Annotated in this window: 13 protein-coding genes; 5 read left to right on the top strand and 8 right to left on the bottom strand. The window is 41.4% G+C overall.

The window, feature by feature from the left end:
• Positions 1-12 precede the first annotated feature (12 nt).
• The 3 genes from erpA to VF675_RS09840 all read right to left on the bottom strand — a co-directional run bounded on the left by erpA (position 13) and on the right by VF675_RS09840 (position 2,685).
• Entirely contained in the window at positions 13-348 is a 336-nt protein-coding gene (erpA, locus tag VF675_RS09850; RefSeq protein WP_004969742.1) for an iron-sulfur cluster insertion protein ErpA, read from the bottom strand.
• A 131-nt stretch (positions 349-479) separates the two neighbouring features.
• Complete coding sequence (locus VF675_RS09845; RefSeq protein ID WP_440205160.1) at positions 480-1,487, bottom strand: putative solute-binding protein; 1,008 nt, start codon at positions 1,485-1,487, stop codon at positions 480-482.
• A gap of 181 nt (positions 1,488-1,668) precedes the next feature.
• Positions 1,669-2,685 carry a putative solute-binding protein gene (locus tag VF675_RS09840; protein WP_004969750.1) on the bottom strand — a complete coding sequence of 339 codons (1,017 nt, stop codon included), beginning with the start codon at positions 2,683-2,685 and terminating at the stop codon, positions 1,669-1,671.
• A gap of 387 nt (positions 2,686-3,072) precedes the next feature.
• Here VF675_RS09840 and VF675_RS09835 point away from each other — a divergent pair, with 387 nt between their 5' ends.
• Complete coding sequence (locus VF675_RS09835; protein ID WP_440205159.1) at positions 3,073-5,013, top strand: ATP-binding cassette domain-containing protein; 1,941 nt, start codon at positions 3,073-3,075, stop codon at positions 5,011-5,013.
• Between the two features lie 456 nt (positions 5,014-5,469).
• On the opposite strand, the gene VF675_RS09830 is transcribed toward VF675_RS09835, so the two are convergent.
• From VF675_RS09830 to dnaA, 5 genes are all read right to left on the bottom strand, one after another.
• Positions 5,470-5,832, bottom strand: a complete 363-nt coding sequence (locus VF675_RS09830) for a hypothetical protein (RefSeq protein ID WP_004969754.1) — start codon at positions 5,830-5,832, stop codon at positions 5,470-5,472.
• A gap of 161 nt (positions 5,833-5,993) precedes the next feature.
• Positions 5,994-8,462: a DNA topoisomerase (ATP-hydrolyzing) subunit B gene (gyrB, locus tag VF675_RS09825; RefSeq protein ID WP_004969755.1), complete on the bottom strand. Its 2,469-nt coding sequence runs from the start codon at positions 8,460-8,462 to the stop codon at positions 5,994-5,996.
• Between the two features lie 44 nt (positions 8,463-8,506).
• Positions 8,507-9,589, bottom strand: a complete 1,083-nt coding sequence (gene recF, locus VF675_RS09820) for a DNA replication/repair protein RecF (protein ID WP_253132453.1) — start codon at positions 9,587-9,589, stop codon at positions 8,507-8,509.
• A 37-nt stretch (positions 9,590-9,626) separates the two neighbouring features.
• Positions 9,627-10,775 carry a DNA polymerase III subunit beta gene (dnaN, locus tag VF675_RS09815; RefSeq protein WP_004969759.1) on the bottom strand — a complete coding sequence of 383 codons (1,149 nt, stop codon included), beginning with the start codon at positions 10,773-10,775 and terminating at the stop codon, positions 9,627-9,629.
• Positions 10,776-10,883: 108 nt separating this feature from the next.
• On the bottom strand, positions 10,884-12,260 hold the full coding sequence (gene dnaA / locus VF675_RS09810; RefSeq protein WP_004969761.1) for a chromosomal replication initiator protein DnaA: 1,377 nt from the start codon (positions 12,258-12,260) through the stop codon (positions 10,884-10,886).
• A gap of 660 nt (positions 12,261-12,920) precedes the next feature.
• On the opposite strand from dnaA, the gene rpmH reads away from it, so the two are divergent.
• Genes rpmH through yidC form a run of 4 tightly spaced genes read left to right on the top strand, consistent with a single transcriptional unit; the run spans position 12,921 to position 15,578 of the window.
• Positions 12,921-13,055 carry a 50S ribosomal protein L34 gene (rpmH, locus tag VF675_RS09805; protein WP_000831329.1) on the top strand — a complete coding sequence of 45 codons (135 nt, stop codon included), beginning with the start codon at positions 12,921-12,923 and terminating at the stop codon, positions 13,053-13,055.
• A gap of 31 nt (positions 13,056-13,086) precedes the next feature.
• Entirely contained in the window at positions 13,087-13,479 is a 393-nt protein-coding gene (gene rnpA / locus VF675_RS09800) for a ribonuclease P protein component (protein ID WP_004969764.1), read from the top strand.
• 9 nt (positions 13,480-13,488) lie between these two features.
• The gene (gene yidD, locus VF675_RS09795) at positions 13,489-13,809 is read left to right on the top strand and encodes a membrane protein insertion efficiency factor YidD (protein WP_004969767.1); all 321 of its coding nucleotides are present in this window, start codon (positions 13,489-13,491) and stop codon (positions 13,807-13,809) included.
• Between the two features lie 5 nt (positions 13,810-13,814).
• On the top strand, positions 13,815-15,578 hold the full coding sequence (gene yidC / locus VF675_RS09790; protein ID WP_004969769.1) for a membrane protein insertase YidC: 1,764 nt from the start codon (positions 13,815-13,817) through the stop codon (positions 15,576-15,578).
• Positions 15,579-15,669 lie beyond the last annotated feature (91 nt).

Here is a 15,669-nt window from a genome sequence, read left to right as displayed (position 1 = left end):
AGATAACATTGCTTAGATTGAGAATGAAGAACCACAGCCACAGGTCGTGGTTGCATTCGGGTTTTGTACCACAAAACGTGAACCTTCTAAGCCTTCAATATAATCTACCACTGAACCCACTAAATATTGATAGCTGAGTGAATCGACCAGCATTTTTACATCGCCATTCACAAATTCTGCATCATCTTCATTTTGGCTTTCTGCAAAGTTAAAACCATAAGAAAACCCTGAACAGCCCCCACCTGTGACATAGACACGTAGCATTAAGTCTTGATTCCCTTCGCTATCACGCAATTGGCGAACTTTTTTAGCAGCGTTATCGGTCAGCTCAAGTGCTTGGGCATTCATGATGGATTCCTCAGATACAATTCAGATGTCTTTTTCGCAAAAAGACCACTATTCAAGTATAGCATACTCAATATTGGGACTGTGATGCAGAATTAAAGTGAATTCTGAGTAATTATCTCAAGATTATCGAATCATTTATAATTTTCATCCTGCAAACCACATTCGAAATTGGTTGGCGCTTCTTTACAACGGAATTGCCACAATAATTTCATCATGCGCTTGTCATAGACCCCACGTTTGGTCAAATCAATCCGCGATTCACGCATCATTTTTTGATAACCCGGTTGATCTGCTGTAGGCACTTGCATCCAATATTTGGCAGGAATATCGGCTTTCATTTTTCCTAAAATACCAAAGGCACGTGGTAATTGGCCTTTGACCCATTCACGTGATTTTCGCCCAAAACCTGCAGGGAATTTATCTGGGCGGATAATAATATTGCCCGTGACCTGTAAAATTGGATAATTCACAATCGCGCCTTTAGTGCCTAAGCCTTTATGTAGTTCCAAAGGACGGAATACTGCAGCAGGCGCACCAATAATATCGACCTGACCATTGTTAAATTTACTGCCAAAATTGGTGACATCGGCACTTACTGCTTGCGCACCAATTTGCTGTACCATAATTTTTTGCGCTTGGTCATAATCTAAAACAGCAATTTTTTTCCCCGCGGCTTTGGCGACACTATTAATACTGCGGTCATTCACCATCAAAAAGGCATCACCCACAGGAATGACACCTGCGACTTCATACTGACCATTGCGCATATATTTGGCAAAAGCAGGACTCGCCAAACCTTGCATGACTTTAACTGCCAGTTTTAAATCTGGAATCGCACCAATTGCATCTAATGAGCCTGTAAAATGGTTAAATTGACGACCACGCATGCCCGTCACACTAATACCATCACATTTTCCTGCTTTAAAATCTTCTGCAATCACGCCTTCGTTTTGACCTACGCGTAACTCAATTTCTGCGCCCCAGTTTTTGGCCGCCAATTGATAGTCTTGCATTAAGTTATAGACATCACCGTTTTTACCGACCAAGTCGAATACACAGACCACTTGCTTAGCCTGCGCTGCACTAGCGACTAAAGATAAGCCTGCGCCAAATAATAAAGCTTGCGTCCATTGTTTCATTTCTAGTTCCTTCCATTTTTTGTTTTTCTGCGCACAGTTGATCCAAACCTTCAATTTAGTATCACTGTTCTTTTATCAAGCTCAGATTAGCGAATTTTGATTTTTTGGCTGATATGGCTCAATTGACGAATCTTTCATTATAAAAAACCTAGAGATCTAGGCTTTTTTATTAAAAATCAATCTATTCACCACCTAGTGAACATTCAAAATTGGTTTTTTCGACAGAACAACGAGCGCGTTTTAACACACTCATCATGGCAGGGTCATAAATGCCGCGTTTGGTCATATCCATACGTCCATCACGCAGCATTTTTTGATATTTGGTTTTATCTTCTGCGCTCAAGTTCATTTTATATTTGGCTGGAATCTCACCTTCCAAACGATTAATCATACTCATCGCTTTAGGCAGATTTTTTACAAACCAATCTCGTGATTTTTGCCCAAAGCCCGCAGGGAATTGTTCAGGACGAATCACAAAGTCTGCGGTCACTTGTAATACAGGGAAATTAAACATTGCCCCGTTATTGCCTAAACCTTTGTAGATTTCTAAAGGTTTGTACGCATAGGCAGGCGCACCGACCATATCGACCTGACCATTGTTAAACTTCGCCACAAAGTTAGATACATCAGAAATGACGGCTTGCGCGCCTACACGCTGCACCATAATTTTTTGTGCATCGTCATAGCCCAATACCGCAAACTTTTTCCCTGCTGCTTTTTCAATCGAGCTGATGTTCTTGTCGCGCACAAAAATAAAGGCCGAACCTAAAGGTGAAATACCCGCAACTTCATATTTCTTGCCACCTAAATTGGTAACCATTTTCGCTGCATTACGTTGATCTAAAGCAAAGCTGATGGCACGTTGTGCAATCGCATTACTTGGCGCACCACCTAAAGCATCAATCGAGCCTGCAAATTTATTGTATTGGCGAGCACGCATGGCGGTCATAAATACCCCATCACATTTGCCTGCTTTAAAATCATTGTCTGCGACAGCTTCATCCTGACGTGGAATTAAATTGACTTCTGCACCCCAGCCTTTTGCTGCTAGCGCCCACTCTTGTGCCATCTGAAAAGATTCACCTGACTTACCCAGTAAGTCAAAGACACATACATCTACTTTTGCTGCTTGCGCCTGAGCACTGAAACCGATCGCTGCGAATGCTGTCAATGTTGCGCTGACCCATATTTTTTTCATTGTTTCGATCCTTCTACAGATTTTTTTATTTTTGAGTGTCCGTACACGAAACAAATATTAAGCAAGTTCAAATTAAAAAAATAGAGCATTTACTCGAATTTCATCTGTCAATTCTGCCAAAACCTTATACTGCCTTATTTAAGCGATCATTTTTATTTCATAATTCACTTATATTTTATAGATTTAGATCAAAATAAAGATCATTTCCAACATGCACGTATTTTGTGCTTGTTTACAAAGTCATAAAAAAAGCCTGTTGTTAGATCATAATTTTTAAACATCACAAGAGAGATTTTTCGCAAATCACAAATAAAACTGGGCTTATTTTTGTTTTCTGGTGGGCTTCCATTAGAATATGCCCAACTTTTGTTGTGACCAGTAAACACCATGATTCAACTTGACCAAGTTTCTTTACGCCGCGGTGGACGTGTTTTATTTCAAAAAGCGTCTATGCAAATCCATCCAGGCTGGAAAGTCGGTCTTACAGGTGTCAATGGTGCAGGAAAATCCAGTTTATTTGCTGTGCTTTTAGGTAGTTTAACCCCAGACGAAGGTACGTTGAGCCGTCCGCAAGGCTGGACTGTGGCGCACATGGCACAGGAAGTTAAAGCATTGGATTTGCCTGCGATTGATTTTGTGCTGTCGGGTGATGAAGAATACTGGAACATTCAACAACAACTGCAACATCCTGAACAATTAAATAATGACCAACTTGCACATTTGCATGGTCGTTTTGATGAAATTCATGGCTATACCGCACCCGCCAAAGCCGCACAACTGATGGCAGGTTTAGGTTTTATGGAACATCAAAACAGCTTGGCGGTCAGTAGTTTTTCTGGTGGATGGCGCATGCGTTTAAATTTGGCGCGTACCTTAATGAGTCGCTCCGAATTATTATTACTGGACGAACCAACCAACCACTTAGACTTAGATGCAATTTTATGGTTAGAAGACTGGCTTAAAGCCTATGCGGGAACTTTGGTGCTGATTTCCCATGACCGTGATTTTTTAGATGCCATTACCGATCATATTTTACATATTGAAAATAGTGAACTGACTTTATATACAGGCAATTATTCAACCTTTGAAACCACACGCAGTGAACGCTTGGCACAACATCAACAAGCGTATGAAAAACAATTAGAAACCCGTGCACATTTACAAAAATATATTGATCGTTTTAAAGCCAAAGCCACCAAAGCACGGCAGGCACAAAGCCGTATCAAGCAATTGGAACGCATGCAATTGCTTGCCCCTGCGCATGTAGATACACCATTTACCTTTAGTTTCCGTGAACCGACCAAAATGAGCTCACCCTTACTGACCTTGGAACAAGTCAGCATTGGTTATGCAGACAAAGTGATTGCCAGCAAAATTAACCTACAAATTACCCCGACCAGTCGTATTGGTTTATTGGGGATGAACGGCGCAGGTAAATCGACCTTAATTAAATCCTTAGTGGGTGAATTGGCGTTATTGGCAGGTACTCGCAAAGCCTCAGAATTACTCAATATTGGCTATTTTGCACAGCATCAAATGGATGCTTTGGATGATAGCGCCAGCCCGATGCTACAACTGGCACGCATTGCCGATAAAAAAATCAGCGAAGCCACTTTACGCGCCTTTTTAGGCAGTTTTGGTTTTAGTGGCGAACGTATGGACACGCCTTGTGAAAGTTTTTCAGGAGGTGAACGTGCACGTTTGGCTTTGGCTTTAATTGTCTGGCAACGTCCTAACGTACTGATTCTGGACGAACCGACCAACCATTTAGACTTAGATATGCGACATGCCTTAACCATGGCATTACAGGATTATGAAGGTGCAGTGGTATTGGTGTCACACGAACGTCAATTAATTGCCAGTGTCTGCGATGACTTACTCTTGGTTCATGCAGGACAATGCACAGAATTTGAAGGCGATTTACAAGATTATGCCCAATGGTTACGCCAAGCTCGTGCAGACATGCTTAAGCAAGGTACATCCAACACAGCTCCATCCAATCCAAGTCCCTTGGTTGAGAACAAGACTAACCTAGTCAAAGTAGATAAAGAAGCTCAACGCAAACTGGCAGCACAACGCCGTGAACAAACTCGCCCTATTCGTAAAAATATTGAAAAATACGAAGCGCAAATTGAAAAAATTCAACCGCGTCTGACTGAAATTGAAACCGAACTGGCAGATCCTGCCCTTTACGATGCCAACCGTAAAGATGATTTGCTCAAACTCATGAATGAGCAAAATGATCTGAAAACCAAATTGGCGCAGGCAGAAGAACAAATGCTTGAATTGATGATGGAATTGGAAGAACTCGAAAGTAGCTTTGAATAGCCATACCGATGAGATTTTAACGCTATGCTAAATAGGGTTAAATCTCATCATATTTCGTAGAATATGCATTGTGTATGTTCCATACTTATAAGACACATTCGTAATAGTTTTAATCTTTAGTTTATCTTCACAATAACCACGCAAAGAAATTTAAGTCACTCTCTGCGTTTGTTTATTTTTACTTATCAATCTTGCACCACAGCATAGTTGTATGACACCCCCCACCCTGAATAAAAGTAAGACAGCATAGCTACCAAGCAAGAAGTTTTGAATTTAAAACTCAGTGTGATTTTTAAATTCAAAATCTACAATTTAAATTTAAAAGCAAAAACTTAGTTATCCACAACTCAAACTAACTGTTATTTTAAATTCAAAACTCTAATTAAAGCCAAATCAATCCATTCTTTCATGGTTATTTTGAGTCATTGAATCTCAGTGATTCACAGAAAATCGCTGCTACTCGGCAGTAATTTTTGCTTTGCTAATACATAATTCTTGTATTTTCCAGCCCTGAATATAGCGCCAGATTTCTTGAATATACCCTTGATCATCCGCCAAACCAATTTGAATCCGACAGTTAACCTGCTCACGATCAAACTCATATTCTTCTAATTCAACATTCGGTTTGATCGGTTTCCAGACACCATTATTCACTGCATGCTGAATGTTGGCATAACGTGTTTCACGATTTTCCACACGTGATTCTGCCGTATAAACGACTTTAAAATCTTCATCTTCATAGTGTGCTAACAGCTCCACATTGCCAGTAAAAAAAGCATTCACCCATGCATCACGTGCTTGTTCTAATTGATTATCCATCTTAATGATTCTCCTATATTTTTGGCTTAATGTAGCTCAGCATGACAGAACAATAAGTCAGTTTTATAAAAGTTATTTGGATGAATCACGACAACAACAAAAGCCAAACATAAAAAAGCACTCCGTAGAGTGCTTATGGTTATGCGGATGATTTGGACGAATTAAGCGTCAATATCTGCATTTAAGGCATTTTCTTCAATAAAGGCACGACGTGGTTCTACATCATCGCCCATTAAGCAAGAGAACATGCGGTCTGCTTCAATGGCATCATCAATGGTGACTTGCAACATATTGCGGTTTTCTGGGTCCATCGTGGTTTCCCAAAGTTGTTCCGCATTCATCTCACCCAAACCTTTATAGCGCTGAATCATCATGCCGCGACGCGAGTCCTGCAAAATGTGTTGCCACACTTGATGGAAATTGTTGACCGTAATTTTACGTTCGCCTTTTTCCAAATACGCACCTTCTTCAAGCAGCGTAAACCAGCTTTTTGAATTTTTCAGCAAACGTGCATATTCAGCTGAACCCAGCAAACCTGTGTCTAGCAAATAGGTATGTGGCAAGTTGTGCACATATACCGTGATTCGTGGCCAATACGTTGCAGATTTTTGACCATCCGCATCTTCTTTTTCAAACTGTTCGATGCTTAATTCAGGACGCAAACTTGGTTGTAATCGTTCAATGCTTTGACGTAATTGCTCGCCCCATTGTTGTACATACGCCTGATCTGCTGCTTGATCAATTTTAAAGGCATCTAATTCTAATAAACCATCCAACAGACTTGCAGGATAACGCAGCGTTAAACGGCTCAAACTCTTTTGTGAAGTTTGATAATCAGCAATGACTTTGGCTAAAGCCTCACCACGAATTGCAGGTGCATCAGCACTCACATGCAGCTCCAATTCATCAATCGCATTAGAAATTAAATAGGTTTCTAAAGCATCGTTATCTTTGATGTATTGTTCCTGCTTGCCTTTTTTCAGCTTATACAATGGTGGCTGTGCGATATAAATATGACCACGCTCAACCAATTCTGGCATTTGACGGAAGAAGAAGGTCAATAGCAAGGTACGAATGTGTGAACCATCTACGTCAGCATCGGTCATGATGATGATTTTGTGATAACGCAGTTTGTCTGGGTTATATTCTTCACGACCAATACCACAGCCCAAAGCGGTAATTAAAGTACCTACTTCTGCCGATGAAATCATCTTGTCAAAACGGGCACGTTCCACGTTCAGGATTTTACCTTTCAGTGGCAAAATTGCCTGCATTTTACGGTTACGACCTTGTTTAGCCGAACCACCTGCAGAGTCACCCTCGACTAGATATAATTCAGATAATGCAGGGTCTTTTTCCTGACAGTCAGCCAATTTACCAGGCAAACCTGCAATATCCAAAGCACTCTTGCGGCGCGTCATTTCACGGGCTTTACGCGCCGCATCACGGGCACGCGCTGCATCAATAATTTTACCCGCAATGGATTTTGCCGCTTGTGGATTTTCCAATAAATATTCAGAGAAAGATTTATTCATGGCCTGCTCAACAGCAGGTTTCACTTCACTCGATACCAATTTTTCTTTGGTCTGTGATGAGAATTTTGGATCTGGCACTTTGACCGACACAATCGCGGTTAAACCTTCACGTGCATCATCACCCGACACCACGACTTTTTCTTTTTTCAGGATATTTTCGCTTTCCATGTAGTTGTTTAACCCACGGGTTAGCGCAGCACGGAAGCCTGCCAAGTGCGTTCCACCGTCTTTTTGTGGAATGTTATTGGTAAAGCAACGTACGTTTTCCTGATAGGAATCATTCCACTGCAAAGCAACTTCTACGGTAATTCCGTTTTCAGCCTGTGTCGTGAAATGGAAAATTTCATTCAGATGGGTTTTGCCTGCATTGATATATTTCACAAATTCAGACAAACCACCTTCATAGTCAAAAATATGTTCTAAATTGACACGTTCATCACGCAATACAATACGCACGCCCGCGTTTAAGAAAGACAATTCACGCAATCGGCGTGCCAAAATATCCACATTAAAAATGGTTTGGCTAAAGGTTTCAGCACTTGGCCAAAAACGCACAGTCGTACCTGATTGCTCAGTGTCGCCCACTACTTTTAAAGGATATTGTGGATCACCATGGCGGTATTCCTGTTGGTGAATTTGACCCGCGCGTTTAATCGTTAATTCAAGTTTACTCGATAAAGCATTGACCACCGACACACCAACGCCGTGCAAACCGCCCGACACTTTATAACTGTTGTCATCAAACTTACCACCTGCGTGCAGAATGGTCAGAATAACCTCTGCTGCAGAGACACCTTCTTCAGGGTGAATATCGGTTGGGATACCACGACCATTGTCAGATACGCTGACAGATTCATCTTCATGGATAGTCACCAAAATTTCATCACAATGACCCGCCAAAGCTTCATCAATAGCGTTATCGACTACCTCGAACACCATGTGATGCAAACCTGTACCATCATCTGTATCACCGATATACATGCCTGGGCGTTTACGAACAGCATCTAGGCCACGCAATACTTTGATACTAGAGGAATCATAAGCCTTTTCATTGGTTTGTTCTGTAGTAGAGACAGATTGATCTTCTGAACTCATGGTTTCTCCCTAGTGAAAAATAGGTCTATCCAAAGATAAAAAAATTATTGCTCAACAGCCTGCACCGTTCCGTGATCGACCTGAAATAAGCGATAAGGAATCGACAACGCTTGTAAGTGTTGTTGCACGGATTGATGATCTAAAGTGGTAATAAAAACTTGACTACCCAATTGGCTTAATCGTTCAATTAAACGTTGTTGTGCGCTTAAATCTAATTCTGCTGTCAGATCATCTAATAATACCACAGTTTCCTTATTAGACGCATGCAGCATTGCAATCTGTGACAGTTTTAATGCCATAATCAATAGCTTTTTCTGCCCACGTGACAGCACCACATCGGCATCACCCATTGGGGTTTTTAGGCGTAAATCGGCGCGGTGTGGCCCATATTCGGTATAGCGACGTTCCACATCTTTTTGATGATAATTGCACAGATCATTCAACAAGCCTGTTTCGGTATGAAAGCCTGCGCTGTATTCCAGACTAATGTGTAAATCAGGCAATAAATACTGTAAATCTTGTGCAAAAAATTGCTGCCATTGTTCCACCGTTCCCAAACGCTGCCGATGCAAAATCTCACCATAATCACTGAGCATTTTGTTCCACGGTTCCAAGTCCGACAGACTTAAATGTCGCTGTGATTTAAGCAAACTATTACGTTGTTTTAAGGCACGTGAATAATATTGCCAAGCGTGATAAAACTCTGGTTCCACGTGGAACATCAACCAGTCCAACAGTTGCCGTCGTGGTTTTGCACCATGGTCAATAATTTCGGTACTGAGTGGATCAATATGTTGTAAAGGCAGAATTTTAGCCAATTGCCCTTGGGTCGCAACAGGGTCGCCATTGACCTTAATCAACTGCTCACCCGATGCCATTTTTTGCATGCCAATTTTTTCAGTCAATGACTGAGCAAATACAATCGCATCTTGGCTACTGTTCTGAATGTAATTTTTAGGAATATGGGTGCGAAAAGAACGCCCTGTCGCCAATAAATGAATCGCTTCTAAAATCGATGTTTTACCCGAACCATTTTGCCCATAAAAGACGTTAAACGGCTGCAACTCATGAAGTGCAACCGCTTTTAAGTTCCGAACACGCTCGATATGTAAACGCGTAATATGCATGATTCAGCTAGATTTAATCTTGAAATAAACCGCTCACTTAAACACGCATTGGCATCACAACATAGGTTTGATCTTGATGTGCTGGATCTTGTACCAATACCGATTGATTGGCTTCGGTCATGGTCATCGATACATCATCGCCATCCAATGCCCCTAATACGTCCAATAAATACTGTGCGTTAAATGACATTTCTAACGGCGAATCGGCATATTGAATCGCTAAATCTTCAATTGCTTCATCTTGTTCTGGGTTATTGGCACGTAATTGCAAGGTGTCCGCACTAAAATTCAGGAATACGCCACGCAATTTTTCATTACTTAAAATCGCCACACGCTGTAAAGATTGTTTAAATACATCATGCGCGATCAGCACGTTTTTATCACCACCACGTGGAATCACACGGCGATAATCTGGGAACTTACCATCAATTAATTTAGTGGTAAAACGCACGGTAATTTCTGCTTGTTCTTTGTCACGGCTTGGGGTGCGAATGGTCACATTCAGCAATTCACGCCCAATTAAAAGTGCCAGTTGTTCATCTTCAATGCTCAGCAAACGCTGCAATTCAGCCACAGCTTTACGCGGCACAATGGCTTGAATTAATTGAGTAGCTGTCGAAGATGCCGCTGTTTCACACAAGGCCAAACGGTGACCATCTGTGGTCACAGCACGTAATTGGTTTTCATCAATTTCTAACAAAGTACCCGTTAAATAAAAGCGTACATCCTGCACTGCCATCGCAAACGCAGTTTTTTCAAACAAACGCTTCAGCTCACGCTCAGTAACCGTCACTTGCGTACCTTGAGCATTTTCTGTAGCCAATAATGGATAATCTTCCGCAGGCAAAGTACCTAATACAAAGCGGCTATTGCCCGATTTTAAAATACAGCGCTGATCTTCAGTGATTTGCAAATCAATCAAAGCTGCGCTTGGTAAAGATTTACAAATATCCATCAGTTTACGTGCAGGCACTGTAGTTTCCCCTGCCTGTAAACATGCCCCTTCAGTCAGATTCGTACTGGCAACCAATTCCACTTCCAAGTCCGAACCAGTAATGGTTAAGGCTTGCTCAGTCACCTGAACTTTGACATTGGATAAAATATTTAAGGTATGGCGACGTTCAACCGCTCCTACGACATGTGACAGAACATTCAGTAAGCTTTCTTTCGCGATTTTTAAACGCACGGTACATTCCTCTAACAACTGAAGATTGGAGTATAAAATAGGTTTTTTAGCAGTGTACTATGCGGCAAAAGCTGCCGCATGGCAAGAACAGAATTTGAGCAAATTCGGTCAACTTTGCAACAATCGTTGCAGGTTTTTATAGTCTTCGTTAAAGATCGGATCTTCTTCGCGCAGGCTTTGTACTTTTTCGCAGGCATGCATTACGGTACTGTGATCTCGCCCACCAAATGCCATACCAATTTCAGGGAAACTGTCACCTGTAAGCTCACGTGCCAAGCCCATTGCCAACTGACGTGGACGCGCATAAATACGGGTACGTTTTGGCCCCACCAATTCTTTGAGTGGAATGCGGAAATATTCACTCACCACCCGCTGAATATTTTCGGTACTGATGGTACGTGCGCGAATTGCCAAGACATCTTTTAAAGATTCACGTACCACATCTAGATCAATAGGTGTGCCTTTAAAACGGGAAATTGCCACCACTTTATTGAGTGCACCTTCAAGTTCACGCACATTAGCCACCACTTGCTGGGCAATAAATAAAGCACAGTTACGTGGTAAATCTACGGCGCTGCTTTCAGCTTTCTTTAATAAAATTTCAATTCGGGTTTCAATATCTGGCGGTTCTACCCCGACTGATAAGCCCCAAGAAAAACGTGACACCAAACGTGCATCCAATTCGGTTAATTCTTTTGGATAACGGTCTGAAGTCAAAATAATCTGTTTAGATTCATCCAATAAAGCGTTAAAGGTATAGAAAAACTCCACCAAACTGGCTTCTTTACCTGCCAATAAGTGAATGTCATCCACCAATAACAAATCTAAAGAGCGGCAGTTTTTCTTAAATTCTTCAACCTTACCCTGCTGCAAAGAGCTGACAAAATCCTGCACAAAACTTTCTGCAGTCATGTACATCACCCGTGCATTCGGTTTGGCTTGCAACAAAGCATTGCCCACCGCTTGCATCAAGTGAGTTTTACCCAAACCTGTTGGGCCATACAAAAATAATGGGTTGTGCTGTGAAGCCCCCAATTGGGTCAATACCTTGCGACAGGTTTCCGCAGCCATTTGGTTAGAACGACCTTCCACAAATAAGGAAAAGGTAAATAACGGATTGAGTTGGCGTTTACGGCTTTTTGCAGAACTTTCTTCTTTTTCACGTTTAGGCTTGGCCACAGGCGCAGGGCTAGATTCCAGCGCAGCAGTAGTGGTAGCAGGTTGTTCACTGGCCGATAAAATTGCACCTGGACGCGAATCGACTAAAATTTCGACCTTACGCACGCGTCCCTCAGACAACTGCTCTGCCAAAATAGTAATCAATTCCAGATGATGTTCTTGAATGTAACGCGTCCAATAAGGATTAGGCGCATAAAGTTTTAATGTATCTTCAACTTCTTCTGCCACCAATGGGCGAATCCACATTGTAAAGACATTTCCAGAGAGCTCTTGTCGCAAGCGATTTAAGCAGTCCGTCCAAAGCATGTGAAACCCCTATCTAATCCATTTTTAAATTTAAAACTTCTCTCGACCGCCTGAGCGGGTCGCCATTCTAACCAAGTTATCCACATCTGTCATGACAAAATCAGCAAAATTGCTCAAAAAAGGAATCATTAAACCTGAATTTAAATTTGAAACGTGGTGTGGATAAGTTTATCCGCAAGGTGTGGATAAAATATAGCACAAAGTTATCCACATAGTATTAAAATCATAGAAACACAGATATCCACAATTCAAAATTTTGTTTTATAAAAGGAAAAGTGGGTTTTCAACAGAAAAATGCGTCCCTAATAGTAATAAATTTAAATTTATAAATTTGAATTTATTTATAAGAAACGTTGCAACTGTGGATAATTCAATCTGAGTTTAAATTTAAACTCAAAACCGAAAATTTTAAAATTAAACAGAATAAGCTTGTGGATAATTATGTGAATAATACTGTTAATAACTTATTAGTCAAGCATAAACAATTACTTATCTTGTGTATACTTTAATTTGTATGATCAACCAGTCAATTGAGCGAAAACTTGTTAAAAAGAAAAATTTAGGCTTATTTTGCAAGAAACCGTGTTTTTCATTGACAGCTCAAGCAATGAGCACTAAAATCGCGGACCTTTATAGAAAGATCATTTTTGGAGTTTCGATATGAAACGTACATTTCAACCATCTGAATTAAAGCGTAAGCGCGTTCATGGTTTCCGTGCTCGTATGGCTACTAAAGCTGGTCGTCAAGTATTGGCTCGCCGTCGTGCAAAAGGTCGTCACAGCTTAACTGTTTAATACAGTCACGCTGAACCGACTCTTGGGTGTTATGACAACACTTTATGGCTTCAGCACAGAGTTGAGATTACGCTGTGCTGCCGATTATAAAGGTGTGTTTGATGGTGCGCTTTTTAAAGTGCATCAACCCCATTTCTTATTTCTTGCAAAACATTCCGAACTGCCGAATAGCCGTTTGGGTCTTGTCGTTGCAAAAAAGAAAGTGCGTCGTGCACACGAACGAAATCGAGTAAAACGACTTGCTCGCGAAAGTTTTCGCTTACACCAACAGCAATTAAATGACTTAGATATTGTGGTAATGCCCAAAGTTGGGGTAGATACGGTATCTAATGCGGAATTGCATCAGCAATTACAATTTGCTTGGCAGAAGTTACAACGTCTCGCCAAAAAGCATTCAAAAATAGCTCCCTCCCCACAAAAGTAGAGATGGCCAATGGTACTTTTACTGCATTGGTTGATACGTTTCTATCAGATCGCGATTAGTCCTTTATTGGGACCACGCTGTCGCTATATTCCAACATGTTCTCAATATTCTTTGGAAGCAGTCCATACGCATGGTGCTGTACGTGGTGTGTGGCTGGCTACAAAACGTATTTGTCGTTGTCATCCGTGGGGTGGTTCGGGCTATGATCCGGTGCCGCCAAAAGTCATTCGTTTTATTTCATTTCAGCAAATAGATTCTCAAACGCATCACATTACTGTACCCTTTCGTGATCGTTTATTGAACCAAAATCACTCTAACCACTTGGGGTAATAGATATGCAACAATGGGCCAGGTTTGCAATTCTCGGGGCCATGTTTGTCGTCGCATATTTGCTCATTTTGGCGTGGCAAAAAGATTATGGAAATGCTGAAACAGCACCGCAGCAAAAAACTGCCGTTGTTTCACATGAAGTGTCTGCAGATTTGCCGAATGCCCAAACGGCTACAGCAGCTTCTGATGTACCGCAAGCAAATATTCCTGCACAGCAAACAACCGATGCCACAGCACCTGTAAGTCAGCAGCTTATTTCAGTACAAACTGACCTTTATCATCTTTGGATCAATCCGAAAGGTGGTGATATTGTTCGTGTTGAATTACTCAATCATGACAAAAATAAAGACAGTGACGATCCTTTCGTCATGCTGGAAAGCGATGCTAAGCGCACCTATGTCGCGCAATCTGGGTTAATCGGGCTGAATGGTCCAGACAGTAGCCGTAATGGCCGCCCAAGCTATGAAATTGAAAAATCGACTTATAGCTTAGCCGATGCCAAAGAAAGCAAAAATAAAGCGGGTGAAACAGTTAAAACTTTAACTGTCCCAATGGTATATAAAACTGCCGATGGTGTAGAAATCATTAAAACCTTTAGTTTTACTGAAGGTGAATATCCTGTGCTGGTGAATCACAAAGTGATTAACCGCAGCAGCCAAAACTGGCAAGGTCAGATGTTTGGTCAGTTGAAACGTGATAATTCAGATGATCCAGGCAAGTCAGATCAAGGTATTTTTACCTTGGGTACTTTCCTTGGCGGCGCATGGGGAACACCTGAAGAACACTACAACAAGTTGAAATTTGACAATTTTAATGACGAAAAATTGAATGTCGATGCAACAGGTGGTTGGGTGGCCGTGGTTCAGCACTATTTCGTGAGTGCATGGGTTCCGGGGCAGTTAAAATTGACGCAGGCCGATGGTCAACCGTATGCAGCGAAGTTGGAATCACGTAAATCTAGCGATGAAATGAACATCATTGGTTTTACCTCGCCAACCATTAATGTCCCTGCAGGTACGGTGGCAGAAGTTGATGCGACCTTCTACTCTGGTCCAAAAATTCAGTCTGAATTGAAAGATTTGGCGACAGGTTTGAACCAAACTGTGGATTATGGCTGGTTATGGCCAATTGCAAAATTATTGTTTATTGGTTTGCAATTCTTCCATGGTTTAGTGGGCAACTGGGGTTGGTCAATCATCTTATTAACCGTTCTTGTCAAACTGATTCTTTGGCCGTTATCGTCTAAGAGCTATCGTTCTATGGCGAAAATGCGTGTGATTGCACCAGAAATGCAGCGCATGAAAGAAGAATTTGGCGAAGACCGTATGCGTTTCTCGCAAGAAATGATGGCACTTTATAAACGTGAACAAGTGAATCCACTGTCAGGTTGTTTGCCATTGTTACTACAAATGCCAATTTTCCTTGCCTTGTACTGGGTATTGATGGAATCGGTAGAGTTACGCCATGCACCGTGGTTAGGTTGGATTCAAGACTTATCGGCAATGGACCCTTGGTTTATCTTGCCATTGTTGATGGGTGTGACCATGTATGTTCAACAAATGTTGAACCCACAGCCAACAGATCCAATGCAGGCAAAAATCTTCCGCATTATGCCTGTGGTATTTACCGTATTCTTATTGTTCTTCCCTGCAGGTCTAGTTCTGTACTGGATTGTCAACAACTTGATTACGATTTTGCAGCAAAGCTTGATCAACAAAAGTGTTGAAAAAGACCGCGCTAAACGAGAAGAGGCAACTCCAGTCAATTAAGTATGGCTGAGCTGCTGAATAAATCCGCTTAAGATGGTAATCTTAGGCGGATTTTTCTTTGCATATATTTTGAAAGTTTTAGGTGAATTTT

It is taken from the genome of Acinetobacter sp. Lyrl_1 (assembly GCF_051948795.1).
In the GTDB taxonomy this organism is placed as follows: Bacteria; Pseudomonadota; Gammaproteobacteria; order Pseudomonadales; family Moraxellaceae; genus Acinetobacter; species Acinetobacter towneri.
This window is presented reverse-complemented; position numbering and strand designations above follow the sequence as displayed.

Coding starts and splice junctions, on each gene's coding strand:
- VF675_RS09840 (WP_004969750.1), bottom strand. CDS start 2,685: ATGAAAAAAATATGGGTCAGCGCAACATTGACAGCATTCGCAGCGATC.
- dnaA (WP_004969761.1), bottom strand. CDS start 12,260: ATGCTTTGGACGGACTGCTTAAATCGCTTGCGACAAGAGCTCTCTGGA.
- VF675_RS09845 (WP_440205160.1), bottom strand. CDS start 1,487: ATGAAACAATGGACGCAAGCTTTATTATTTGGCGCAGGCTTATCTTTA.
- erpA (WP_004969742.1), bottom strand. CDS start 348: ATGAATGCCCAAGCACTTGAGCTGACCGATAACGCTGCTAAAAAAGTT.
- recF (WP_253132453.1), bottom strand. CDS start 9,589: ATGCATATTACGCGTTTACATATCGAGCGTGTTCGGAACTTAAAAGCG.
- rpmH (WP_000831329.1), top strand. CDS start 12,921: ATGAAACGTACATTTCAACCATCTGAATTAAAGCGTAAGCGCGTTCAT.
- yidC (WP_004969769.1), top strand. CDS start 13,815: ATGCAACAATGGGCCAGGTTTGCAATTCTCGGGGCCATGTTTGTCGTC.
- gyrB (WP_004969755.1), bottom strand. CDS start 8,462: ATGAGTTCAGAAGATCAATCTGTCTCTACTACAGAACAAACCAATGAA.
- VF675_RS09835 (WP_440205159.1), top strand. CDS start 3,073: ATGATTCAACTTGACCAAGTTTCTTTACGCCGCGGTGGACGTGTTTTA.
- VF675_RS09830 (WP_004969754.1), bottom strand. CDS start 5,832: ATGGATAATCAATTAGAACAAGCACGTGATGCATGGGTGAATGCTTTT.
- yidD (WP_004969767.1), top strand. CDS start 13,489: ATGGTACTTTTACTGCATTGGTTGATACGTTTCTATCAGATCGCGATT.
- rnpA (WP_004969764.1), top strand. CDS start 13,087: ATGACAACACTTTATGGCTTCAGCACAGAGTTGAGATTACGCTGTGCT.